Source organism: Kitasatospora sp. LaBMicrA B282 (assembly GCF_050325825.1).
GTDB lineage: Bacteria > Actinomycetota > Actinomycetes > Streptomycetales > Streptomycetaceae > Kitasatospora.
In genome coordinates this window covers 1-20824 of record NZ_JBNQTI010000048.1, presented here as the reverse complement: position 1 = coordinate 20824, position 20824 = coordinate 1, and the positions used below count along the sequence as shown (strand labels likewise).

General features: G+C 74.1%; 18 protein-coding genes and 1 pseudogene. 7 read left to right on the top strand and 12 right to left on the bottom strand.

What is annotated here, in order from left to right; all coding sequences use genetic code 11:
- Positions 1-43: 43 nt before the first annotated feature.
- Positions 44-1387 (bottom strand): bifunctional folylpolyglutamate synthase/dihydrofolate synthase, encoded by a 1344-nt coding sequence (locus ACQRUO_RS16035; RefSeq protein ID WP_428316580.1) that lies wholly within the window; start codon positions 1385-1387, stop codon positions 44-46.
- A 187-nt stretch (positions 1388-1574) separates the two neighbouring features.
- Between ACQRUO_RS16035 and ACQRUO_RS16030 the strand changes: the two genes are divergently transcribed.
- Positions 1575-2321 (top strand): tyrosine-protein phosphatase, encoded by a 747-nt coding sequence (locus tag ACQRUO_RS16030; RefSeq protein WP_428316579.1) that lies wholly within the window; start codon positions 1575-1577, stop codon positions 2319-2321.
- Positions 2322-2367: 46 nt separating this feature from the next.
- Here the strand turns inward: ACQRUO_RS16030 and ACQRUO_RS16025 are convergent, their stop codons facing one another.
- Both ACQRUO_RS16025 and ACQRUO_RS16020 read right to left on the bottom strand, forming a co-directional pair.
- Positions 2368-3057: an LppU/SCO3897 family protein gene (locus ACQRUO_RS16025; RefSeq protein ID WP_428316578.1), complete on the bottom strand. Its 690-nt coding sequence runs from the start codon at positions 3055-3057 to the stop codon at positions 2368-2370.
- Positions 3058-3149: 92 nt separating this feature from the next.
- Positions 3150-4475 carry a SulP family inorganic anion transporter gene (locus tag ACQRUO_RS16020; RefSeq protein ID WP_428316577.1) on the bottom strand — a complete coding sequence of 442 codons (1326 nt, stop codon included), beginning with the start codon at positions 4473-4475 and terminating at the stop codon, positions 3150-3152.
- A 230-nt stretch (positions 4476-4705) separates the two neighbouring features.
- On the opposite strand from ACQRUO_RS16020, the gene ACQRUO_RS16015 reads away from it, so the two are divergent.
- The 3 genes from ACQRUO_RS16015 (at position 4706) to ACQRUO_RS16005 (ending at position 8132) form a co-directional block, all read left to right on the top strand.
- Positions 4706-5776 carry a chitinase gene (locus tag ACQRUO_RS16015; protein WP_428316576.1) on the top strand — a complete coding sequence of 357 codons (1071 nt, stop codon included), beginning with the start codon at positions 4706-4708 and terminating at the stop codon, positions 5774-5776.
- Positions 5777-5881: 105 nt separating this feature from the next.
- Positions 5882-7720 carry an N-acetylmuramoyl-L-alanine amidase gene (locus ACQRUO_RS16010; protein WP_428316575.1) on the top strand — a complete coding sequence of 613 codons (1839 nt, stop codon included), beginning with the start codon at positions 5882-5884 and terminating at the stop codon, positions 7718-7720.
- An 88-nt stretch (positions 7721-7808) separates the two neighbouring features.
- Complete coding sequence (locus tag ACQRUO_RS16005) at positions 7809-8132, top strand: putative quinol monooxygenase (RefSeq protein ID WP_428316574.1); 324 nt, start codon at positions 7809-7811, stop codon at positions 8130-8132.
- A 23-nt stretch (positions 8133-8155) separates the two neighbouring features.
- Here the strand turns inward: ACQRUO_RS16005 and melC2 are convergent, their stop codons facing one another.
- Positions 8156-8983 (bottom strand): tyrosinase MelC2, encoded by an 828-nt coding sequence (gene melC2 / locus ACQRUO_RS16000; protein WP_428316573.1) that lies wholly within the window; start codon positions 8981-8983, stop codon positions 8156-8158.
- 38 nt (positions 8984-9021) lie between these two features.
- Positions 9022-9420: an apotyrosinase chaperone MelC1 gene (melC1, locus tag ACQRUO_RS15995; RefSeq protein ID WP_428316572.1), complete on the bottom strand. Its 399-nt coding sequence runs from the start codon at positions 9418-9420 to the stop codon at positions 9022-9024.
- 513 nt (positions 9421-9933) lie between these two features.
- Here melC1 and pth point away from each other — a divergent pair.
- On the top strand, positions 9934-10524 hold the full coding sequence (gene pth / locus ACQRUO_RS15990) for an aminoacyl-tRNA hydrolase (protein ID WP_428316571.1): 591 nt from the start codon (positions 9934-9936) through the stop codon (positions 10522-10524).
- Positions 10525-10571: 47 nt separating this feature from the next.
- Here the strand turns inward: pth and ACQRUO_RS15985 are convergent, their stop codons facing one another.
- The 5 genes from ACQRUO_RS15985 to ACQRUO_RS15965 form a co-directional block, all read right to left on the bottom strand.
- A complete protein-coding gene (locus ACQRUO_RS15985) occupies positions 10572-11654 on the bottom strand; it encodes a chitinase (RefSeq protein ID WP_428316570.1) in 1083 nt (360 codons plus the stop codon).
- A gap of 99 nt (positions 11655-11753) precedes the next feature.
- Positions 11754-12911: a PP2C family protein-serine/threonine phosphatase gene (locus ACQRUO_RS15980; RefSeq protein WP_428316569.1), complete on the bottom strand. Its 1158-nt coding sequence runs from the start codon at positions 12909-12911 to the stop codon at positions 11754-11756.
- A gap of 163 nt (positions 12912-13074) precedes the next feature.
- Positions 13075-13548 carry a HEAT repeat domain-containing protein gene (locus tag ACQRUO_RS15975; RefSeq protein WP_428316568.1) on the bottom strand — a complete coding sequence of 158 codons (474 nt, stop codon included), beginning with the start codon at positions 13546-13548 and terminating at the stop codon, positions 13075-13077.
- A gap of 124 nt (positions 13549-13672) precedes the next feature.
- On the bottom strand, positions 13673-15769 hold the full coding sequence (fusA, locus tag ACQRUO_RS15970; RefSeq protein WP_428316567.1) for an elongation factor G: 2097 nt from the start codon (positions 15767-15769) through the stop codon (positions 13673-13675).
- 511 nt (positions 15770-16280) lie between these two features.
- Positions 16281-17153 (bottom strand): helix-turn-helix transcriptional regulator, encoded by an 873-nt coding sequence (locus tag ACQRUO_RS15965; RefSeq protein ID WP_428316566.1) that lies wholly within the window; start codon positions 17151-17153, stop codon positions 16281-16283.
- Positions 17154-17301: 148 nt separating this feature from the next.
- Between ACQRUO_RS15965 and ACQRUO_RS15960 the strand changes: the two genes are divergently transcribed.
- The gene (locus ACQRUO_RS15960; RefSeq protein ID WP_428316565.1) at positions 17302-18081 is read left to right on the top strand and encodes an NAD(P)H-dependent oxidoreductase; all 780 of its coding nucleotides are present in this window, start codon (positions 17302-17304) and stop codon (positions 18079-18081) included.
- Positions 18082-18253: 172 nt separating this feature from the next.
- Here the strand turns inward: ACQRUO_RS15960 and ACQRUO_RS15955 are convergent, their stop codons facing one another.
- Positions 18254-19468, bottom strand: a complete 1215-nt coding sequence (locus ACQRUO_RS15955; RefSeq protein WP_428316564.1) for an RNA-guided endonuclease InsQ/TnpB family protein — start codon at positions 19466-19468, stop codon at positions 18254-18256.
- A gap of 153 nt (positions 19469-19621) precedes the next feature.
- Between ACQRUO_RS15955 and ACQRUO_RS15950 the strand changes: the two genes are divergently transcribed.
- Positions 19622-20380, top strand: a complete 759-nt coding sequence (locus ACQRUO_RS15950) for a DUF4239 domain-containing protein (protein WP_428316563.1) — start codon at positions 19622-19624, stop codon at positions 20378-20380.
- Between the two features lie 31 nt (positions 20381-20411).
- Here the strand turns inward: ACQRUO_RS15950 and ACQRUO_RS15945 are convergent.
- Positions 20412-20824 (bottom strand): annotated as a pseudogene (locus tag ACQRUO_RS15945) (hypothetical protein); the annotation flags it as partial.

The window sequence follows — 20824 nt, the reverse complement described above, 5'->3', positions numbered from 1 at the left end:
GCGGGCGGCACCGATGGCGGGCCCGCAGGGGCCGGCGGTCCGGTCAGCCCGGCGGCAGACCGAGCGCGGTGCGGCTCTCGCCCACCAGCCGCAGCGAGCCGAGCACCACGATCAGGCCGCCGTGGCCCACCAGTTCGGCCGCGCGGCGCAGCGCGGCACCGGTGTCCGGGGCGGTGACGGCGGCCGCGCGCCGGCCCGGGGGCAGGTCCCGGTGCAGCGCCGCCGGATCGGCGGCGTCGGTCGCGCCGGTGCGGGTGAGGACCACCGGCCACTGCTCGGGCAGCGGGTCGAGCATCCCGGGCACGTCCTTGCCGCGCATCGCGGCGAAGACCACGGCGGTGGGACGGGCGTCCGGGGCCGGCCCGGTGCCGGCCAGCCGCGCGATCTCCGGTGCCACCGTGGCCATGCCCTGCGGGTTGGTGGCCCCGTCCAGCAGCACCCGGCCGCGCCAGTCGTCCAGCCGGGCGTCGGCGAGCAGTTCGAGCCGGCCCGGCCAGCGGGTGGCGGCCAGCGCGGGGCGCAGCGGCTCGTCCGCCGGAACCCGGCCGTGGCCGCGCTCGGCCAGCGCGGCCACCGCGCCGAGCGCGAGCGCCAGGTTGTGGTGCTGGTGGGCGCCGGGCAGCGGGCAGGGCAGCCCGCGGTGCTCGCCGAGCGGGGTCCGGACGTCGAGCAGGCCAGCGCCGCCGGCCTCGGCGGGGCGGGTGGTGTAGTGGATCTCCCGGTCCAGTTGCCAGACCGTCAGGCCGGTCCGCCCGGCCAGCACCCGGTCGACGGCCTCCTGCGCCTCCGGGTGCAGCCGTCCGAGCAGCACGTGCTCGCCGTCGCGCACCGCGCCGGCCTTGGCCTCGGCGATCCGGGCCAGCGAGTCGCCGAGCAGGTCGGTGTGGTCCAGCCCGACGCCGGTGATCACCTTCACGTCGAGGTCCAGGAACCGCACGGCCGCCCCGCGCCCGCCGATGCTCGCCTCGGCCACCACCCGGCTCACGCCGGCCCGCCGGAAGTGCACGGCCGCGACCAGCGCGCACATCGCGGAGGCGGACACCGGCAGCCCGTGCTGCTCGATCGCCTCGCGCACCTCGGTGTAGGCCGCGGTGTACTCGGCCCGGCTGACCGGCCGACCGTCGACCCGGATCCGCTCGCGCGGCTCCTGCAGGTGGGGGCTCGGAATGCTGCCCACCCGTGCCCCGGTCGCGGACAGGGCCGCGACCGCGAAGGCCGTGGTCGAGCCCTTGCCGTTGGTCCCCACCACCATCGCCCCGCGCAGCCCGTGCTCCGGCCCACCGAGCGCCGCCAGCAGTGCGGGCAGGTTGCGGCGGATCGCGAAGCGCTCCGCAGGCGGGATCCGGTACAGCCCGGCGAGGTGGTCCGCGCACTCCTGATAGTCCATGACGCGTCATGGTGTCACCCATCGCCACGGCCGGTGGCGGTACTGCCCGAACGGGTGAGGAGGGGCCCGCGTCGGTGGCCGGTACGCTATACGTCTAGACATCTAGATGTCTCGGCTTCCAGATGTCCCCGCCCAGGACCGGGGCCCGCTCCGCCCCCGTCCGCCCGACTCGCCCCGAAGGCCCGCCGTGTCCCTGCTCAACTTCCGTGACCCCGCCCCGACCGTGGACCCCTCGGGCACCCGACTGCGCCCGGGCACCCTGTTCCGCTCGGCCCAGCCCTTCCCGGCCGCCGACCAGGCGACCGTGGCGCTGCTGCGCGAGTCGGGCATCCGCACCGTGGTCGACCTGCGGGACCCCTCCGAGCAGTTGCCCGAGGACTGGGCGGCCGTGCTGGCCGCCGGGGTCGGCGTGGTCGCGGCACCGCTCAACCCGGCCGCGCCCGCCGTGTTCGACCGGCTCACCGCGATGCGGACCGACGCCGACCTCGGCACCTTCTACCTGGCCCTGGCCGAGGCCTCCCCGGCGGCGATCGCCGCGGCGGTGCGGGCCGCGGCCCACGACGGCCCGGTGCTGCTGCACTGCGCGGCCGGCAAGGACCGCACCGGCCTGCTGACCGCCCTGCTGCTCGACCTGCTCGGCGTGGCGCACGAGCGGATCGCCACCGACTACGCGGACACCGCCACCGCGCTGCCCGCGGTCTTCGCCGCCCTGGCCACCCGCCCGCACGCCGCCGCGCTGAACCGCGACCCCGCCGACGCCCCGGGCGGCTTCACCATCCCCGCCCCGCTGCTGCAGGCCCCGCCCGCGGCGATCCGCACCTTCCTCGACGGCATCGCCCGGCAGCACGGCGGCAGTGCGGCCTTCCTGCTGGCCTGCGGCGCCGGCCCGGCCGACCTGGCGGCCTTCCGGGCCAGGGCCACCCCGGCGGACTGAGCCGGATGAGTCACCCCGATCGGCCGGGCCCGGCCTTGACGACGACTCAGTGGGCGTAGGAGCCCAGGCCCACCACGCAGTAGAGCACCTCGGAGGAGTCGTTGCCGTTGACCGTGGTCGTCTCGGAGAAGGCGTACTGGGTCTGCGGGTTGCTCTGGCACTTGGTCATGTCGGTGTCGCCGACGAAGGAGTCGATCACCTTGTAGTGCGCGGCCGCCGAGGAGCAGGAGACCGCGTTCACCCCGGACACCTGCTGGGCGGTGCTGGAGTCGGGCAGGGTGCCGGACAGGCAGCTGCCGATCACAATGATCGCGTCGCCCGACCCACCGCCGGAGGACGAGGAGCCGGACGAGGAGCCGTGGCTGGTCCTGCTCACCGCGAAGGCGATGCACAGGCCGACCGCCACGGCTATCACGGCCAGTTGCGCCCCCAGCTTGTTGCCGGAGCGGCGGCCCTGACCCACGCCCGCCTGCTTCGACGGCGCCGGGTTGCTCACGATGACGGCCCGGATGCCCTCGCCGGTCAGCACCGGCGCCTTGTCGAGGATGCTGGACGCCACCATCACCCGGACCAGGAACGGCCCGTCCGGACCGTCCACCTGCAGCACGGTCCCGCCGCGCACGGGCGGGAAGAGCACCGTGACGGTGCGCTCGCCGCCACCGGGCACCCGGACGTCCCTGGTGGTGCCCGAGGCGGCCTCGGCCGGGGAGAACAGCGTGGTCGTTTCCAAGGGCATGGCGAATCTCCGTGGGTGCGTGGGTGGCTGGTGCTGCGCGCCGCCGGCGGACGGGACGGTCTGCGGGCGGGACAGTCTGCGGGCGGGACAATCTAGCGTCCCGCGCCACCGGTCGACCGCACGCGGGTCACCGCCTCCCGCATCCGCCCAGGCCACCACCCGGACCCCGTCGCCCCGCGCGGTCCGGCCGCGCGCCACCGCCCGCCCAGCCGCAGGGCCAGGCCGGTCCCGGCTCCCACCAGCAGCGCGTACGGCAACGCGACCTGGGTGGCCGTCAGGAAGGTGGCACCCAGCACCGCCCGTTCCGCGGGGCCCCGCCGCCAGGCCGCCCGGATCTCGTCCCGGCGACCGGTGATCAGCCGGACGCCGATCACCACCAGCAGGGCGCCGATCACCGGCAGCGGGATCAGCGCGATCGTGCCGCCGAGCCCGCCGAGCAGCAGCGCCAGCGCCAGCCCGGAGACCACGCCGGCCCAGCGGGTGCGCGCGCCGGCACCGACCGCCACCGCCGTGCGGGAGAGCGAGCCGCCCGCGGGCAGGGCGTGGCAGAACGCCCCGACCGCGTTGGCGGCCGCCTGGGCCAGCATGTCCCACCAGCGCCCCCGCCCGGTCGACTCCGCCGCTGCCGGCCCCGGCTCCACGCCCACCGCCTGGGCCAGCGCCACCAACGCCACCGAGCAGGCCCCGCCCACCAGCTGCGGCATCACCCGCCACGCGGGGGCGGTGAGCCCGGGCAGGCCGTGCGGCAGGCCGCCCAGCGAACCGGCCAGCGGCACGGCCACCCCCGCCAGGTGCACCACCACCGCACCGGCCAGCAGCGCGATCAGCACCGCCAGCGGCCGCAACCGCCGCACGGCGTGGGCCAGCGCCCAGACCAGTACGGTCAGCCCGGCCACCGCGGTCGCCGGCCCGGACCAGGCCCCGGGGTGGGCCAGCCAGACCGCCAACCGCACCAGCCGGTTGTGGTGGTGGGCCCGGAAGCCGGTGGCCTCGGCGACCGAACCGGCGACGATCTGCACCGCGATGCCGGCCGAGAAGGCGGTCATCGCCCCCGCGGAGAGGGTGCGCAGCAGCAGGTCCAACCGGAGCACCGCGAACGCCGCCATCGCGAGCGCGACCAGCAGGGTCAGCGCGGCCACGTTGCCGGGGTCCGCCGGATCCAGCCGGGCGTGGGCCAGCGCACCGCGCGAGGTCAGGGCGATCGCGCTGGTCAGCGTGGTGATCATCAGCGGGGTCCGGACCAGCAGCGAGCCCAGCACCGCCGGCCACACCCCGGTGCAGAGTCCGGCGCCGGGCGCGAAGCCGCCCATCGCCGCGTAGGCCATCCCCTCCGGCACGCTGAACAGCGCGACCACCAGGCCGGCCGCCCCGTCGGCACCCACCGCCGACCCGACCCGCCGCCACCGCGGAACCACCACCACGCACCTCCCGGCGCCCCGCGCGCCACGCGCGGACCGACGGCCCACCATCCCCCGCTCCCCCGGGCGCCGCCGCTGCCCCGGCCCGCCGACACCCGCCGGTTCGTCGATTCGAGCGAACCCGCCGAACACAACGGCGCGCCTCCCGACCCGCCGATCGGACCGACGTCCGGATCCGCCCGGCGCTGCCTGCGCCGCCCCGTCGTGCGGTGCTCCTATGCTGCCGAGGCATGCGATGCCGCCGCCCGGCCGCCCGCCGCGGCCCGCCCCCGCGCCCGCCCCTGGCGCTGCTGCTCGCCGCCACGGCCCTCGTCGCGTTCTGCGCGACCCCGGCCGCCGGCCACCCCCCGGCCACCACCGCCCTGCCGCTGCCCTCGCCGCCGCCGGGGCCCGATCCGTTCCCGGCCAGGTTCAGCGCGCCCTACGTGGAGAGCTGGGGCCCGCCCGACGTGCTGCAGGCAGCCCGGCAGGCGACCGGGCTGGCGTACTTCACCATCGGCTTCGTGGTCGACGACGGCAGCTGCGCCCCCGAGTTCGGCGGCGACGTCCCGCTCACCGCGCCCGCCTGGACGGCCGCCATCGCCGAGCTGCGGGCGCACGGCGGCGACGTCATCGCCTCGCTCGGCGGCGGGGGCGGCCGGGAGCCGGCGCTGTCCTGCCGCTCGTCGGACGCCCTCACCGCCGCCTACCGCCGCGTGGTCGACACCCTGGGCCTGCGGCGGCTGGACTTCGACGTCGAGGGCAAGGCCCTGCAGGACTCCCGGAGCATCGACCTGCGCAACGCGGCGCTCGCCGAGCTCCAGCACGAGTACGCCGCGCTCGGCCGGCCGCTGGCCGTGCAGTACACGCTGCCCTCGAACCCCTGGGGCCTGTCCGACGACGGCCTGCGGCTGCTGCGGAACGCCCGCGCGCACGGCGTCGCGGTCGACCTGGTCAACGCCATGACCATGGACTACGGGCCGGACCTGGCGATGGGCGACGCCGCGGTCCGGGCCGCCGGCGACCTGGAGCAGCAACTGGCCGTGATCTGGCCGGAGCGGACCGACGCGCAGCTCTGGGCGATGACGGGCAACACCCCGATGATCGGGACCAACGACGCGGTCAACGAGGTCTTCACCGAGCAGGACGCCCGGCAACTGGCGGCGTTCGCCGACGAGAAGGGGATCCGGCTGCTCTCGTACTGGTCGCTGGGCCGCGACCACCCGTGCGCCACCGGCGAGAAGTCGCCGACCACCTGCACGGGCGTGTCCCAGCAGCCGTGGGCGTTCACCCGGATCCTCGGCCGGCAGCAGCCGTCCTGATCGACCGTCAGGGCGTCACCCGCCCCCGCCACCCGTGCGGGTGAGCGCCGGCGGCCGCCCGCGTGGCCCGGTGCCGCGCGGCGTGCCGAGCGCTAGAACGGTGGGATGCCTCGTACCCCGACCGCCCTCACGCTGACCGCCGCGCTCGGCCTGGGCCTGGCCGCCCCCGCCCTCGCCGTGCCGCCGGCACCCGATCGCGCCACCCTGTTGCAGCGGCAGTTCACCGCGGCGGCCGCCGAGTTCGGGGTGCCGGAGCGCCTGCTGCTCGCGCTCTCCTACCAGGAGACCCGCTGGGAGTCGCACGGGGGCGAGCCGAGCACCACCGGCAACTACGGCGTCCTGGGCCTCACCGAGGCGAGCGTCCCGGACGTGCACTCGCTGGACGACGCGGCCGGCCTGATCCACCGGGCGCCGGCGGAGCTGCGGGCGGACAGCGCGGCGAACCTGCGCGGCGGGGCGGCCCTGCTGACGGAGTACCAGCGGGCCGCCGGGGCACCGGTCTCCACCGATCCGAGCGACTGGTACCCGGCCGTGGTCGCCTTCGGCCGGGCCGGTGCGAGCGACCCGGGGGCCGAGGCGGCCGGCCGGGTCTTCGCCGACCGGGTGTTCCGCACGCTGCGGCTCGGTGCCGCCCGCACCACGCCCGAGGGGCAGCGGGTGGTGCTGCCCGCCGACCCCGGGCTGCGGGTGCCCGCGCCGGCCGCCCGGTCCCACGGCGCCCCGAGCCCGGACTGGGCGGCGGAGTGCCCGAGCGACCTGGGCTGTGACGTGACGCCGGCCGCCTACGCGCTGACCGACCCCAAGGACCCGACCTCGTTCGGCAACTACAGCAAGGCCGCCCGGCCGCAGGACGGCCAGCGGATCGAGTACATCGTGATCCACGACACCGAGTCCGACTACCAGGGCGCGATCGCCTCCTTCCAGAACCCGAACGAGCAGGCCACCGCGCACTACCTGGTCCGGTCCCGCGACGGCCACGTCACCCAGCTCGTGCGCACCGCGGACGTCGCCTGGCACGCCGGCAACAAGACGGTCAACATGCACAGCATCGGCATCGAGCACGAGGGCTACGCCTTCCCGAAGAGCCAACCGACCTGGTACTCCGAGCAGTTGTACGAGTCCTCGGCGGAGCTGGTGCGCTACCTGGCGGACCGGTTCGAGGTGCCGCTGGACCGCCAGCACATCATCGGCCACGACGACGTCCCGGGACCCACCCAGCACGAGGTGGCGAGCATGCACTGGGACCCGGGCACCTTCTGGGACTGGGCGCACTACCTGGAGCTGCTCGGCGCCCCGCTGGACCCGGGCACCGACCAACCGCCGGTCCCCGGCGGCACGGTCACCATCGCGCCGCCCTTCGACGGCAGCAACGAGCCGCCGGTGAACGACATGGCGGCGCGCCCGGAGAACTTCGTCTACCTGCGCACCGCCCCGGCCGCCGACGCACCGCTGATCGCCGGTGCCGGCCAGGACGCCTCGGACTGGCACGACAAGGCGGTGACCGGCGCCCGCTACGTGGTCGCCGAGGAGCGCGACGACTGGACGGCGATCTGGTACGGCGGCCAGAAGTGCTGGTTCTTCAACCCCGGCGGGCACACCGCCCGCACCGACCGCGACCCGGGGCTGCTGCTGACGCCCCGTCCGGGACTCGTCTCGATCCCGGTGTACGGCCGCGCCTACCCCGAGGCCGCCGCGTACCGGCCCTACCCGGGGATCGCCAACCCGCCGGCCGTGGTCGCCCTGGACGCCACCATCGCGGCCGGGCAGGCCTACCCGGCCGCGGCGACCACGCCGGAGCCGGGCCAGTTCTACTACGACCAGAACATCAACGGCGACGCGCCCGACGACCGCACCCTGGTGGTCGGCAAGGAGACCTACTACCCGATCCGGTTCAACCACCGGCTGGCCTTCGTCAAGGCCTCCGACGTGCAACAAGCCGGCTGACCTGCAAGAAGCCGGCTGACGTGCAACAGGTCGGCCGACGGGCCGCGGGTCCGCCGGCCGGCCCGGGTGCCGGGGTTAGACTCGGCCAATGATCTTCATCGTGGTCAAGTTCCCGGTCCGGCCCGAGCACACCGACAGCTGGCTCTCCCGGGTCGAGGAGTTCACCCGGGCGACCCGGGCCGAGCCGGGCAACCTCTGGTTCGAGTGGTCGCGCAGCGTCGAGGAACCCGACACCTTCGTCCTGGTCGAGGCGTTCCAGGACGGCGCCGGCGAGGCGCACGTGAACTCGGACCACTTCCGGGCCGCGATGGAGACCATGCGGCCGCTGGTCCAGCGGGCCCCGCAGGTGGTGAGCACCACCATCGAGGGCGCCACCGGCTGGAGCAGGCTGGGCGAGCTGGGCCTGGACTGACCCGGCCCGCCCGGCCAGGTCCGTCAGTACGCGCTGTCGTAGGTGTAGTAGCGGGTGTGGTCGAGCAGATCGGCCGGGGTGACGTCGTTCCACGGCTTCATCGGCTGGTGCAGCGCGACCACGTCCTGGGTCGGGTCGGTGGGCAGGTAGCCCTGGTCGGGGTGGCGGGCCTGCCAGCCGGCCCAGAGCCGGTCGATGAAGCAGTGGTGCAGCCAGAAGACCGGGTCGTTGGGCGACATGCCGCTGCTCATCTGGCCGCCGATCCAGACGTGCACCCGGTTGTGCAGGTTGGGGCCGACCCAGCCCTCCACGTTGTTGCGGAAGCCGTCGGAGGTGCTGTTGAAGGGGGCGGCGTCGTAGGGGGTCAGGCCCAGCACCGTGTCGACGTCGGCCTTGCTGGGCAGGTCACCGCCGGCGGCGCCGAGCGCCCGGGCCAGGTAGGTGCGGCTGTCCGGCGCCACGGTGAGGGTCCAGTTGCCGGTGGCGAAGGCGAACGGTCCGGTGGTCACCTGGCCGTCGCTGCTGCGGCCGTCGCCGCCCAGCAGGTCCGGGCCCCAGAGCGAGGCGTCCGGGGTGCGGTCCGCGGTCCAGTCCCAGTAGGGCAGGGTCACGGAGGCGTCGACCGCCTGCAGCGCCTGTTCGAACTGGAGCAGGAAGCGGCGGTGCCAGGGCAGGAAGGACGGCGAGCGGTGGCCGGTCCGTTCGCTGGTGTCGGTGTCGCTCATGATGAACGAGTTGTGGGTGCTGACGAAGGTGTCGTAGCCGCCCTGCTGCTTGAGCGTCAGCAGGGCGTTGACGAAGGCGCGCTTCTCGCTCGCGGTCAGGGTCGCCTGGTTCTTGCGGACTGCCATGGTCGGGTACTCCTGGGTGGTCGGGTCGGCGGGCGGGCTCAGGCGGCGGCGAGCGGGGTCAGCTGGGCGCCGTACAGGGCGTTGACCGCGGCCCGGGCGATGGCGCGGGGTGTGCGGAAGGTCTGGTAGTGGTTGATCACGCTGATCCAGGTGCCGTCCGCGTTGCGCATCAGGTGCAGCTCGCGGCCGTCGATCAGCACCATGTAGCCGGCGCCGTGCCGGCCACCGCCGGCCATCGGCATCCCCTGGATCCGACGGCCCCGGAAGACCTCGTCGAAGGTGTCCTCGGCCCCCGGGTCGGCGGCGGCCGCGGGCCGGGCGCCCGGCCCGGTCAGGCTCAGCACGGCGGCACCGGCCGCGGCGGTGACCGCGACGGCGGCCCCCTGCAGCATCCGGCGGCGGGTGAGGTCGGTGGTGGTGGGTGTGGAGTCGGACATGGCTGTGCCCCCCGGCAGATGAAAGGAAGATGAACGCGAGGTCCTCGGATCCGGACCGCCGGCACCGCATGGCGTGCCGCCAACTGGCCTGCCCCCCAGGCCCTTTGAACCCCCGTAGGCGAATCTGAGAGATGTTCGGTCCGCCTGTGCTCATTCCTATCAGGCAGACGCAAAATCTCGACATATGTGTTCGCTCGGCGATGTCCGAGTGCCGGATTCCGGACAATCGGTGACGCCTGGTCGATCACCTGTACGACGTGAGAGCTTCGGCCGCGAGCCGTTTCCACCCGACCGTCCCGAAAATCCTTCGTTCACGGAGCCATTTCGCCGCAAGCCGTGCGGTCTTGACGCGTCCCTTGTGACCGGCCTTACACCGGGAGGATGGCGTGATGCCATGGCCTCCGGCGCGGCGGGGGGCGAGTGAGCCGCCCGGTTCGGATACGGCAGGATGAGCCCGGCCGGTCGAACGAGGGCGGGCAAAGCACGGGTATGGGAGTGGTGAAGGTGAGTCGGATGGCGGCCGAGGGCTGCTGGGTGGTCGCGGGGCTGGGAAATCCGGGGCCCTGGTTCGCGGGGACCCGGCACAACGCCGGCTACCTGTTGGTCGACCGGCTCGCCGAGCGGCACGGGGCCCGGTTCCGGCTGCGCGGGCTGCGCAACCGGGTGGCGGAGATCGAGCTGGCCGGGCGCCGGGTGGTGCTGGTGAAGCCGCGGTGGTGGTCGATCAACCTGTCGGGCGGACCGGTCGCCGGGGCGCTGCGGGCGCACCAGGTGCCGGCCGAGCGGCTGGTGGTGGTGCAGGACGACCTGGACTTCGCCTTCGGCGAGCTGCGGCTCAAACGCGGCGGCGGCCCGGGCGGGCACAACGGCGTCCGCTCGGTCGGCGAGGTGCTGGGGACCCGGGACTTCACCCGACTGCGGGTCGGGATCGGCCGACCGCCCAAGGGGCAGACGGTCGGCCGGTTCGTGCTCGGCAGGTTCTCGACGGAGGAGCAGGCGACGCTGCCCGCGCTGCTGGACCGTGGCGCCGACGCCGTCGAGGCGCTGGTCCTGCGCGGCCTCAACCGGGCGCAGAGCGAACTGCACTCGGCGGCGCTTACCTGACGGTCAGTCGACCGTGCGAGTTCCGTGACGTTCCGTCATCGGCGGCCTCAACGGCCCTGCAACGCCTTGACGTTGTCGCCGAAGGTCCAGCCCTGGGAGCCGTCCCAGTTGATCGACCAGTCCATCAGGCCCTTCAGTCGCCCCTGGTAGCCGTTCCACGCCTGGGCGACCTGATCCGTCGTCAGATATCCGCCCCCGGCGCCGGGCTGGGCCGGCAGTCCGGGCACCTGCTCGTCGTAGGGCACCCGGATCGTGGTGCCCTGCACGGTCAGGCCCTGGTCGAGGCAGTCGGTCTGGGCGGTGAAGCCCTGCACGGTGCCGGCCTCGTAGGAGTCGCCCGAGCAGCCGTACATGCTGCCGTTGTAGTACTGCATGTCGAGCCACCACAGCTGCCCGTCGTCCGCGTACTTCTTGACGATCGGCAGGTAGGCGCCCCAGATGGAGCCGTAGGTCACGCTGCCGCCGGTGACGTAGGCGGTCTCCGGCGCCATGGTCAGGCCGAAGCCGGGCGGCATCTGGGCCAGCACCCCGTCGATGATCCGCTCCAGGTTGGCCTGCGAGGTGGACAGCTGGGTGATGTCGCCGCTTCCCACCAGACCGGTCTCGATATCGATGTCGATCCCGTCGAAGTCGTTCGCCTTGAGGATCGGCACCAGGGTCTGCACCACCCGGTCGGCGACGGCGCCGGAGCTGAGGTCGATGCCCGCGTTCGCGCCACCGAGCGAGAGCAGCACCGTCTCGCCGGCCGCCTTCGCCTGGCAGATCTCGGCCGGGGTGGGCACCTGCACGCCGGTGTCCATGCCGTTCTGCCACTCCACCGTGCCGTCGGAGTCGATCACCGGGAAGGCGGCGTCGAGCACGTTGTAGCCGTTGGCCTGGATCCGGCCGTCGGTGATCGGGATCCAGCCCAGGCCCGGGTGGACGCCGTTGGCGGCGCCGTCCCAGTTCTCCCAGTACCCCTGGAGCACGCTGCCGGCGGGCTTCGGGGAGAGCGGGCAGCCGGCGTCGGCGGGGGCGCTCGCGGCCGCGCGGGTGCCGGCGGCTGCGGCCGGCAGCGGCAGGGCGGCGGTCAGGGCGAGGGCGGCGGCGCCGGACAGGGCGGCGAGCAGGCGTGCGGGACGGCCGGACATACGGGTTCCCTCGGGGCGTGGGGGGCGTGGGGGGCGTGGGGGCGCTCGTACCGTGCTGTCCGAGGATCGTAGGAGCGGGCCGCCGAGGCGTCAATAGGTCTAAACCACTGGCCGGTTGGCGGAGTCGGCCGCCCCGCCTCGCTGTACGGGCCGCTCCGGTGCCCGCCGGGTGACGGCCAGCAGCGCCATGTCGTCGTCCCGCGGGCCGCCGGTCCACCGCTCCACGTCCGCGACCACCGCCGCCAGCAGTGCGCCCGGGCCACCCTCCCGGGCCGGGCCGCGGTACCAGAGCGCAGGCAACCGCGGCTCCGGGTCGTAGAAGACGCCGGCCCGGTTGCGTGCCTCGGTCACCCCGTCGGTGATCAGCAGCAGGGTGTCACCCGGGCCGAACGGCCAGCTGTCCGGGGTCGGGCGCGGCACGCCCAGCCCGCCCATGCCCAGCGGCAGCCCGGGGTCGCTGGCATCCAGCCGGCGCGGTCCGGGGCCGGCGGCGGGCAGCAGGTAGGGCGCCGGGTGACCGCAGTCCAGCAGCCGCAGCACCTCGCCGTCGGGCGCGAACTCGCCGAGCAGCGCGGTGATGAACCCCTCCAGTCGCAGCTCCTCCTCGCTGCCGGCGACCTCGCGGGCCAGCGTGTGCTCGACCGCGTCGGCCAGCGCCACCAGGTCCGGGGCCCGCTCGGCCGCCTCCCGGAAGGCACCGAGCAGCACCGAGACGGCCGTCACCGCCCGCAGGCCCTTCCCGCGGACGTCCGCGATCAGCAGCCGCACGCCGTACGGCGAGTCCTGCACCGCGTAGGCGTCCCCGCCGATCAGCGCCTCCGCGTGCGCCGCGTGGTAACTGGTGGCCACCGCCAGCGGCCCCACCTCGGCCGGCGGAGCGGGCAGCACCGCCAGCTGGGCCGCCCGGGCCACCGACCGCACGGTGCGCAGCCGCCGTCCGTGCCGGGCGATGACCCGGTTCACCCAGAGGCCGATCAGGGCGGCGAAGACCGTGTTGGCCAGTTCCAGGTAGCCGGCCTCGTGGCCGAAGGAGCCGTCGTGCACGGTGAGCAGCAGCACTCCGGTGATCACGGCGAGGCCGACGGCCAGCACCTCGGCGACGGAGAGCAGCGCACCCGCGGTGACGGCGGCGGCGGCGAGCATCGGGTCGCCGTAGTAGTCGGCGGGCGTCAGGTAGTCCCAGACCAGTCCGCCGGCGATCAGCACCCAGGGAACCAGCCGCAGGTAGCGGGGTGGGCGGACGGGCTGGGACACCATGGCGGACCTCGGATCCCATGCGGGGGCGGTGGCGCGGGTACCGGACGAGGTGGTTCCGATTTTATCGGCGGCGCGGGGCCGGCGGCGGTCGAGCGGGCCCCGGCCCCCCGGTCCCGGCCCTCGCCGCCAGGCCCGGCCCCGGCCCGGGCCCCGGCCGCTGGGGCTACGCCGTCCCGGACCGCCCGCGCTCCCGGCACCGGCGCAGTTCGGCCAGCGCGTCCGCGGCGGCACCGCGCACCTCGGGGTGGGGGTGCTCCAGGAACCGCTCGACGGTCGGCAGCGCCGCCTGGTCGTACGTGAAGCCGAGGACGACCAGCACGTAGCTCAGCAGCTCCGGCTCGAAGCCGTCCACGCCGACGGCGAGCGGCTGCACCAGCCGGTAGGGCAGCCGGTAGTAGGTGGCGGCCGTGCAGACGGCGTGCAGGGCCGACTCCAGCTCCCACCCGCCCTCGTCGTCGCAGAGCGCGACCTGCACGAGGCGCTCGACCACCCGCTCGGCGTCCTGCTGCGCCAGGCTGCGCCGCTCCAGGACGTCGCCGATCGCGTCGAGGCAGAAGTGGCGGGCGGGCGAGGCCGGGTCGTCGAACCGCTGCCAGGCCGATGCGATCATCGCCGTCACAGCCTGGTACCCGTCCACGGGCCGAGCATAGGAGACGGTCGCCGGTCGAGCTCCGGGATTTCCCGGACGCCCCTGATGGCCCCACCCCGCGCGGGGTGGGGCCACCGGGGCACCTGGGCAGCCGGGCTACCGGGCTACCGGGCTACCGAGAGCCGGTTCCCGCCGGTGCCGGGGCGTAGCCCGCCGGGCGGGCGGTGAAGGTGCCCCGGCCCTGGGTGCGGCTGCGCAGCGCGCCCGCGTAGCCGAACAGCTCGGCCAGCGGCACAGTCGCCGTCACCTCGGCGGTGCCGGCCCGCCCGGTCTGCCCGGAGATCCGGCCGCGCCGGGCCGCCAGGTCGCCGAGCACCCCGCCGACCGCCTCCTCCGGCACGGTGACGGCGACCTCGGCCACCGGCTCCAGCAGGATCACCGCGGCGGTCCGCAGCGCCTCCCGGAGCGCGAACCGGCCCGCGGTGCGGAAGGCCAGCTCCGAGGAGTCCTTCGGGTGGGTCATCCCGTCGGTCAGGGTGACCCGCACGCCGGTCACCCGGTGCCCGCCGAGCGGACCCTCGACCAGCGCGTCCCGGCAGCCGGCCGCGACCGCCCGGACGAACTCCTGCGGCACCCGGCCGCCGGTCACGGTGGACCGGAAGTCCAGCTCCACCGCCCCGGTCCAGCCGACCTCGGCGGCCCCCGGCAGCGGAGCCACGTCGATCACCAGGTGGGCGAACTGCCCGGCCCCGCCGTCCTGCTTGGCGTGCCGGTACACCAGCCCGGACACCGCGCGGGACGGCGTCTCCCGGTGGGCCACCTGCGGCCGGCCGACCGAGACCGCCAGCCCGTGGTCGCGGCGGATCTTCTCCGCCGAGACCTCCAGGTGCAGCTCGCCCATGCCGGAGAGCACGGTCTGCCCGGTCTCCGGGTCGGTGCGCACCTGCAGCGAGGGGTCCTCCTCGACCAGCCGGGCCAGCGCCACCGCCAGCCGCTCGGTGTCGGTGGCCCGCACCGCCTCCACCGCCACCGAGACCACCGGTTCCGCCACCGTGGGCGGCTCCAGCAGCAGCGGGGCGCCGGGCGCGCTGAGCGTGGCACCGGCCCGGGCGGCCTTCGGCCCCACCAGCGCGACGATGTCCCCGGCCACCGCCCGGTCCAGCTCGAAGTGCCGGTCGGCCTGCACCCGCAGGATCCGGGCCACCCGCTCGGTGCGCCCGGCCGCCACGTCCAGCAGGCCCTCCCCCTTGCGCAGCGTGCCCGAGTAGACCCGCACGAAGGTGAGCCGCCCGGTGGCGGCCGCGTGCACCTTGAAGACCAGCCCGGCGAACGGCTCGGCGGGGTCGGCCGCCCGCTCCGGCACCGTGCCGTCCGGGTCCGCCGCGCCGCGCACCGGCGGCACGTCGAGCGGGGACGGCAGGTAGGCGACCGCCGCGTCCAGCAGCGGTTCGATCCCGCGGTTGCGGTAGGCGGAGCCGCAGAGCACCACCACGCCCGCCCCGCTGCGGGTGATCTCGCGCAGCGCCGCGACCAGGGTGGCCTCGGTGAGCTCGCCGGTGGCGCAGTACTCCTCCAGGGCCGCCGGGTCGAGCTCCGCCACGCTCTCCACCAGCAGCCGGCGACGGGCCAGCGCCGCCTCCCGCAGCTGGTCGGGGACCTCCCCTTCGCGCAGCTCGAGCCGCCCGTCGGCCCAGACCAGCGACCGCATCCGGACCAGGTCCACCACGCCGGTGAAACCGTCCTCGGCACCGATCGGCAGTTGCACCACCAGCGGCACGGTGTGCAGCCGGGTCCGGATGGAGTCGACCGCCGCGTCGAGGTCGGCGCCGGCGCGGTCCAGCTTGTTGACGAAGGCCAGCCGCGGCACGCCGTACCGGTCGGCCTGGCGCCACACCGACTCGCTCTGCGGCTCCACCCCGGCCACCGCGTCGAAGACCGCGACGGCGCCGTCCAGCACCCGCAGCGAGCGTTCGACCTCGTCGGCGAAGTCGACGTGCCCCGGCGTGTCGATCAGGTTGATCCGGTGCCCCGCCCAGTCGCAGCTGACCGCGGCGGCGAAGATGGTGATCCCGCGTTCGCGTTCCTGCGGGTCGAAGTCGGTGACGGTGGTGCCGTCGTGGACCTCGCCGCGCTTGTGGGTGCCGCCGGTCAGGAAGAGGATCCGCTCGGTGACGGTGGTCTTGCCGGCGTCCACGTGCGCGAGGATGCCGAGGTTGCGCACGGCGGTCAGGGGGGCGAGCTGGGCGGTGGTCGGAAGCTGGGTACGCATGGCCGTCTGGGCCTTTCGGGGTGTCCGGCGGCGCCGGGTCGATCGTCGACTGGGCGCGCGATTTCCCCGGGCGGGCCCTGCCCCGGCAGCCGGCGGTCGGCCGCCCGGCCCGGGGCACGCCGGTGGGGCGTGCCGGGGCGGGACGGGCGACGGTCGGCGGCTGCAGCCGGTGGGGTCAGGCGGTCGCCAGGGGCGTCCGGTGCCGGCCGCGCAGCGGGCACCGGAGCAGGGAAGACACCAGGATCACCTCGGACCGGGAGGTGGGGAGGACGACGACAGCGGTACGGTCACGCATGGCCGGTCTCCCCCTTCTGGTCACGGTTCTCGGCAGGCGCACCGGCAACTACGGCGGCCGGCACGCGATCTGAGGCGAGCTTAGGCAGGGCGGCGCGGCGGGGGAAGCGAATTTCCCGGGCATCCGGGTGGACCCGGTGTGCCACTGGACCCGGTGTCCCGATGGACCGGGCAGCGGGTGTCCTGCCCAAGGGGTCCCCTAACCGGCCCGGGCCGGTCAGTCGCGGACCCGGGCCTGCACCGTGGACTGCACCGCAGGACGTGCCGCGGGACGGGCCGCGCCGCCGTCCGCACCCAGGCCGGCGAGCAGGCGCAGCCCGTCCTCGGCGGGGCTGCCGGGGGCCGCGGAGAGCACCACCAGCTCCCTGCCCGACTCGTCGGGCAGCGCGAAGTTCTCCTGGTGCAGTTCCAGCGCTCCGACCAGCGGGTGCCGGTACACCTTGCGTCCATGGGTGCGGGCCCGCACGTCCGCGCGGGCCCAGAGGCGGCGGAAGCGTTCGCTGCCCATCGCCAACTCGCCGATCAGCGAGGCCAGTCGGGGGTCGTCGGGGTACTTGCCGGCGGACAGGCGCAGGTGCCCGACCACGTCGAGGGTGCACTTCTCCCACTCCGCGTAAAGACCGTCCTCGGTCTCCCCGAGGAAGATGTGCCGGGCGGTGTTCAGGCCCGGCAGCGGCCGGCCGTAGAGGAGACCGGCGAGGCGGTTCCCGGCGAGCACGTCCAGGCGGTGGTCCACGATCAGCGCGGGTGCACCGACGACCAGGTCGAGCAGGCGCAGCAGTTCCGGCCGGATCCGGCCGCCGGGCGCCTTCACCGGGCGGCGGCACTGCCGGCCGAGCCGGTAGAGGTGCCCGCGTTCGGTCTCGTCGAGGCCGAGGACGCGGGCGAGCGCGTCGATGACCTGCTCGGAGGGCTGGGTCGCGCGGCCCTGCTCCAGGCGTACGTAGTAGTCGACGCTGACGCCGGACAGGTGCGCGACCTCTTCGCGGCGCAACCCCTCGACCCGGCGGCGGCTGTCGACGGGGATGCCGACGGCCGCCGGGTCGACCCGGGAGCGACGGGTCCGGAGGAAGCCCGCAAGATCGTCCATGCCCCCAGTATGACCTCGGACGACGCCCGCGAAGGTGGCCCTGCCGGTACCAGGAAGTCCGGTCCGACGGAAGTCGCGCCCCTGAACGCCGGGCAGCGCGGCACCGAGGATCGAGGCAGTCGAAGGCACCCGATCCGAAGGAACTCCCGTGAAGACACTGATCGTCCACGCCCACCCGGAGCCGAAGTCGCTCAACAGCTCGCTGAAGGACCTCGCGGTGTCCACGCTGGAGGGCGCCGGGCACCAGGTGCGGGTGAGCGACCTGTACGCGATGAACTGGAAGGCGGTCGTGGACGCCGCGGACTACGGCCCCGACGCCTCGAGTCCGCTGCGGGTCGCCCGGGACTCGGGCCGGGCCTTCGAGGCCGGCACGCTCACCCCCGACGTCCGCGCCGAGCAGCAGAAGCTGCTCTGGGCCGACACGGTCATCCTCCAGTTCCCGCTGTGGTGGTACGCGATGCCCGCGATCCTCAAGGGCTGGGTGGACCGGGTGTTCACCCACCACTTCGGGTACGGCGTCGGCGAGCACAGCGACACCAGGTACGGCGAGCGCTACGGCGAGGGCACCCTGGCGGGCCGGCGGGCCCTGCTGTCGGTAACCGCCGGCGGCCCGGCGGCGCACTACGCCGCTCGCGGGATCAACGGCCCGATCGACGACCTGCTGTTCCCGATCCACCACGGGATCCTCTACTACCCGGGGCTCGAGGTGCTGCCGCCGTTCGTGCTGTACGGCACCGACAGGATGACCGAGGACGACTACCCGGCCGTCGCCGAGGCCTGGCAGCAGCGGCTGCTCACCCTGGAGTCGACCGAGCCGATCGCGTTCCGGCGGCAGAACTTCGGTGACTACGAGATTCCGTCGCTGCACCTGAAGGAGGGTCTGGAGCCCGCGGGCCGCACGGGCTTCGGGCTGCACCTGCTCGGCTGACCGGCAGGGCTTAGCGGACGGCCCGACCGACGGCGGCCGACCGGACGGGCTGTCCGCTGTTCGGGGGAAAGGGGCGGGGCGGCTGCGACCCGCCGGGTGTCGAGGGCCGGGAGCCGAGCGGGACCAGGTGTTGACTTTCTCCACCTCCTGAAGGAAGGGGTTACCCTCAGCCTCACGGCTGAGCCGCTGCGCGTGCGCGCTGCGGTGGGACGACTTCCTGCTTCACCGACGACCGCCCGCCCGGAGTGCTCCGTTGAGGTCTTACACCGTCTCCACAGGCCGACACCGCCAGTCCGGCGGCCAGGATGTTGCGTGCCGCATTCACGTCCCGATCGTGGGTCGCGCCGCAGTCGCACGTCCACTCGCGGATGTTGAGGGGCAGCTTGGCGCGGATGGCTCCGCAGGCCGAGCACAGCTTGGAACTAGGGAACCACCGGTCGATGGTGATCAGCTCGCGGCCGTACCAGGCACATTTGTATTCCAGCATGGACCGCAGCTCGCTCCAGCTCGCGTCGCTGACCGCGCGGGCCAGCTTCTTGTTCTTGAGCAGGTTGCGGACCGTCAGATCCTCGATCACGACCGTTTGATTTTCACGGACGAGTCGGGTGGTGAGCTTGTGCAGGAAGTCCCTGCGCCGGTCGGCGATCCTCACGTGAACGCGAGCAATCTTTCTACGGGCCTTCTCCCGGTTGTTGCTGCCCTCGGCCTTGCGGGCGTGTTCCCGCTGGGCCTTGGCCAGGCGTTCGCGGTCGGCACGCTCGTACTTCGGGTTGGCGATCTTCTCCCCGGTGGAGAGCGCCACCAGACTGGTGATCCCGGCGTCGAGGCCCACCGCCGCATGCACAGGTGCAGGCATGACCGGCCGGTCCTCGCACAACAGGGAGACGAACCAGCGGCCCGCGCCATCCTGCGACACGGTCACCGTGGACGGCACCTGCCCCTCGGGCAACGGGCGCGACCACCGAATATCCAGCGGCTGCGCCATCTTCGCCAAGGTCAGCCTGCCGTCCCGGTACCGGAACGCACTGGCGGTGTACTCGGCGGACTTACGGGACTTCTTCTTCGACTTGAACGTCGGATACTTGGCCCGCTTGGTCCAGAAGCTGGTGAACGCCCCTTGCAGGTGCCGCAGGGCCTGCTGCAACGGCACGCACGAGACCTCGGAGAGGAACGCCAGCTCCTCGGTCTTCTTCCACTCCGTCAGCATCGCCGAAGTTGCGTTGTAGTTCACCCGCTCCTGACGCATCGTCCACGCTTCGGACCGGGCGGCCAGCGCCTTGTTGTACACGAGCCGCACACACCCGAACGTGCGCGACAGCTCAGCCGCCTGCGCATCCGTCGGATAGAAGCGGAACTTGAAAGACCGCTTCACGTGAGTGGTCGTCATGCTCACAAACTAGAGAAATCTGATGTCCCACATCAAATCTGCGGGTCAGAGCGCTGCGGTCCGCCTGACGGCGAAACACAGCCCCCTGCCCTGCTTCGCGGGAGAGCCGTTTCCTCCCCCGGCTGAAGCCGGGGGTATCCACGGAGGTGTCCGATGAGCGAATGGCTCGCACTGGTCGTCGCCATGCTGGCCGCCTGCATGGTGGTCATCCTGGTCGCGATCCTCCGGCAGCGGCGCAAGGCCGACGACAGCTCCGAGACGCCCGACGTCATCGAGTACATGAGCATGATGATCGGCGTGATCTACGCCGTGGTGCTCGGCCTGGCGATCGCCGCCAGCTGGGAGTCGCGCTCGGCCGCGAAGGAGGCGGTGCGGGTGGAGGCCCAGTCGCTGCACGAGGCCGGGGCGCGGGCGGCGGTGTACCCGGCCGCGGTCCAGGACCGGCTGCTCGGCGACATCGACACCTACGTGACCTACGTGGTGCACGACGAATGGCCGCTGATGGAACGCCACCGGCCGCTCCCCGCCACCGGCGAGCAGATGCTGACCCAGGTCCGGCTGGACGTCACCCCCACCTCCCCGACCGACCTCGCCGCGGCCACCACCGCCGAGCCCGTACTGGACGCCGTCGCCACCGCCGACGACGCCCGCAGCACCCGGAACTCGATCGCCACCAGCGAGATGCCGCTCGTGGTCTGGATCGGCCTGTGCACCGGCGCGCTGATCACGGTCGTGCTGATCTTCATGCTGCAGATCCGCAGCACCTTCCGCGAACTTCTGCTGGCCGGGCTGTTCAGCGCCTTGGTGGCGTTCCTGCTCTTCGTGGTCTGGGACTTCCAGTCGCCGTTCGGCCACAGCTTCGGGATCACGGCGACGACGTTCGTCCAGCTCTTCCCGGTCGCCGGGCACTGAGTCGACTGCCCGTCAGTCATCTGCCCGTCAGTCATCGGCTCAGCTTGCGACCCCTCGCGATCCGGCGGTCCGAGCGCGACCGGGGGTGGAGGAAGACGGCGGCCACCACGGCGGGCACCGTGATCAGCAGGAGGTAGCTCAGCGGCGAGATGTGGTGTGCCGCCAGGCCGCGGTGCCGGGCGAGCGGGCGGGTGAGGGCGGGCGTGGGGGGCGGTGTGGGGGGCGGCGTGGGGGCCGGGGTGAGGGTGGGGGATGCGGCGGGGATGGGCGTGGGGTGCGGAGTGGGGGCCGGGCTGACGGCGGGAGCGGGCGGCTGGACGGGTGGGGGCGGCGGGGCGAGGGCCGGCGCGGGTGCACCGTTGCCCGCCGCGGGCAGCGTGAAGTTCTGGCCCAGCAGGTTCGAGCCGACCACCGTGCCGTCGTGCCGCAGCAGCGAGCCGTTCG

Coding starts and splice junctions, on each gene's coding strand:
- ACQRUO_RS16035 (WP_428316580.1), bottom strand. CDS start 1,387: ATGGACTATCAGGAGTGCGCGGACCACCTCGCCGGGCTGTACCGGATC.
- ACQRUO_RS16025 (WP_428316578.1), bottom strand. CDS start 3,057: ATGCCCTTGGAAACGACCACGCTGTTCTCCCCGGCCGAGGCCGCCTCG.
- ACQRUO_RS16015 (WP_428316576.1), top strand. CDS start 4,706: ATGCGATGCCGCCGCCCGGCCGCCCGCCGCGGCCCGCCCCCGCGCCCG.
- ACQRUO_RS16010 (WP_428316575.1), top strand. CDS start 5,882: ATGCCTCGTACCCCGACCGCCCTCACGCTGACCGCCGCGCTCGGCCTG.
- ACQRUO_RS16005 (WP_428316574.1), top strand. CDS start 7,809: ATGATCTTCATCGTGGTCAAGTTCCCGGTCCGGCCCGAGCACACCGAC.
- melC2 (WP_428316573.1), bottom strand. CDS start 8,983: ATGGCAGTCCGCAAGAACCAGGCGACCCTGACCGCGAGCGAGAAGCGC.
- melC1 (WP_428316572.1), bottom strand. CDS start 9,420: ATGTCCGACTCCACACCCACCACCACCGACCTCACCCGCCGCCGGATG.
- pth (WP_428316571.1), top strand. CDS start 9,934: ATGGCGGCCGAGGGCTGCTGGGTGGTCGCGGGGCTGGGAAATCCGGGG.
- ACQRUO_RS15985 (WP_428316570.1), bottom strand. CDS start 11,654: ATGTCCGGCCGTCCCGCACGCCTGCTCGCCGCCCTGTCCGGCGCCGCC.
- ACQRUO_RS15980 (WP_428316569.1), bottom strand. CDS start 12,911: ATGGTGTCCCAGCCCGTCCGCCCACCCCGCTACCTGCGGCTGGTTCCC.
- fusA (WP_428316567.1), bottom strand. CDS start 15,769: ATGCGTACCCAGCTTCCGACCACCGCCCAGCTCGCCCCCCTGACCGCC.
- ACQRUO_RS15965 (WP_428316566.1), bottom strand. CDS start 17,153: ATGGACGATCTTGCGGGCTTCCTCCGGACCCGTCGCTCCCGGGTCGAC.
- ACQRUO_RS15955 (WP_428316564.1), bottom strand. CDS start 19,468: ATGACGACCACTCACGTGAAGCGGTCTTTCAAGTTCCGCTTCTATCCG.
- ACQRUO_RS15950 (WP_428316563.1), top strand. CDS start 19,622: ATGAGCGAATGGCTCGCACTGGTCGTCGCCATGCTGGCCGCCTGCATG.